2 protein-coding genes are annotated in these 1501 nt (G+C 67.7%); both read left to right on the top strand.

Annotated features, from left to right (window positions below; translation table 11 throughout):
• A partial coding sequence (locus V5F74_RS25985) for a citrate/2-methylcitrate synthase (protein WP_029558499.1) occupies positions 1-798 on the top strand: 798 nt, incomplete at its 5' end.
• An 11-nt stretch (positions 799-809) separates the two neighbouring features.
• A partial coding sequence (locus tag V5F74_RS25980; protein ID WP_394010508.1) for an isocitrate lyase/phosphoenolpyruvate mutase family protein occupies positions 810-1501 on the top strand: 692 nt, incomplete at its 3' end.

Below are 1501 nucleotides of genomic sequence, written 5' to 3'. Positions count from 1 at the left end.
GCACGGGACATCGCCGACCGGCTGATGGCCTCCCTCGGCTCCATGCTGCTCTACTGGTTCCACTTCTCCCAGAATGGGCGGCGCATCGAGGTGGAGACGGACGACGACACCATCGGCGGCCATTTCCTCCACCTGCTGCACGGTCGCGCGCCGAGCGCGAGCCATGTGCGGGCCATGCACACCTCGCTGATCCTCTATGCGGAGCACGAGTTCAACGCCTCCACCTTCACCGCCCGCTCCATCGCCGGCACGGGAGCCGACTTCTACTCGGCCATCACCGGTGCCATCGGCGCCCTGCGCGGGCCGAAGCACGGCGGCGCCAACGAAGTCGCCTTCGAAATCCAGAAGCGCTACGCCGACCCGGACGAGGCGGAGGCGGACATTCGCCGCCGGATCGCCGCCAAGGAAGTGGTGATCGGCTTCGGCCACCCGGTCTACACCGTGGCCGACCCGCGCAACGTGGTCATCCGGGAGGTGGCGCGGCGGCTGTCCATCGAGGCGGGCGCGCTCCGCATGTTCGAGATCGCCAGCCGCATCGAGCAGGTGATGGGCGAGACCAAGAAGATGTTCGCCAATCTCGATTGGTTCAGCGCGGTCTCCTACCACATGATGGGGATACCCACGGCTCTGTTCACGCCACTCTTCGTCATCGCCCGCACGTCGGGCTGGAGCGCGCACATTCTGGAGCAGCGCGCCGACAACAAGATCATCCGCCCATCGGCCAATTATGTGGGGCCGGAGCACCAGGTGTTCGTGCCGCTGGAAGCGCGCGGTCGCGCCGCCGTCCGCGCGGCCTGAAGGAGAGACACATGCCCTATCTCGTCGCATCCGATCGCCCCGCCGCGCCTGCCGGCGCCCGCTTCCGGGCCCTCCTGGAGGCCAATGGTATCCTGAAGATTCCCGGCACGCACAACGGCATGGCTGCGCTGCAGGCGAAGGCCGCCGGCTTCAATGCCCTCTATCTCTCCGGCGCCGCCATGACGGCGTCCATGGGCCTGCCGGACCTCGGCATCATCACCGTGGATGAAGTCGCCTTCTTCATCCGTCAGGTGGCCCGCGCGAGCGGCCTGCCGGTTCTGGTGGACGGCGACACCGGCTATGGCGAAGCGCTCAACGTGATGCACATGGTGCGCACTTTCGAGGAGGCTGGCGCCGGGGCGGTCCACATCGAGGATCAGCTTCTTCCGAAGAAATGCGGCCACCTGAACGACAAGAAGCTGGCGGACGCCCGCGACATGGCCGCCAAGGTAGCCGCCGCCGCCAAAGCCCGGCGCCACCTCTACCTCATCGCCCGCACGGATGCGGCGGCCAGCGAGGGGCTCGACGGGGCGGTGGCCCGCGCCAAGCTCTATGTGGAGGCGGGAGCCGATGCCATCTTCCCCGAGGCGCTCAACGACGCGGAGATGTTCCGCGCATTCGCCAGCCGCCTGCCCGGCGTGCCGCTGCTCGCCAACATGACCGAGTTTGGCCGAACCCCCTTCTTCACCGCTTCCGAGTTCGA

This window comes from Xanthobacter aminoxidans, assembly GCF_043193615.1.
In the GTDB taxonomy this organism is placed as follows: Bacteria; Pseudomonadota; Alphaproteobacteria; order Rhizobiales; family Xanthobacteraceae; genus Xanthobacter; species Xanthobacter aminoxidans.
This window is presented reverse-complemented; position numbering and strand designations above follow the sequence as displayed.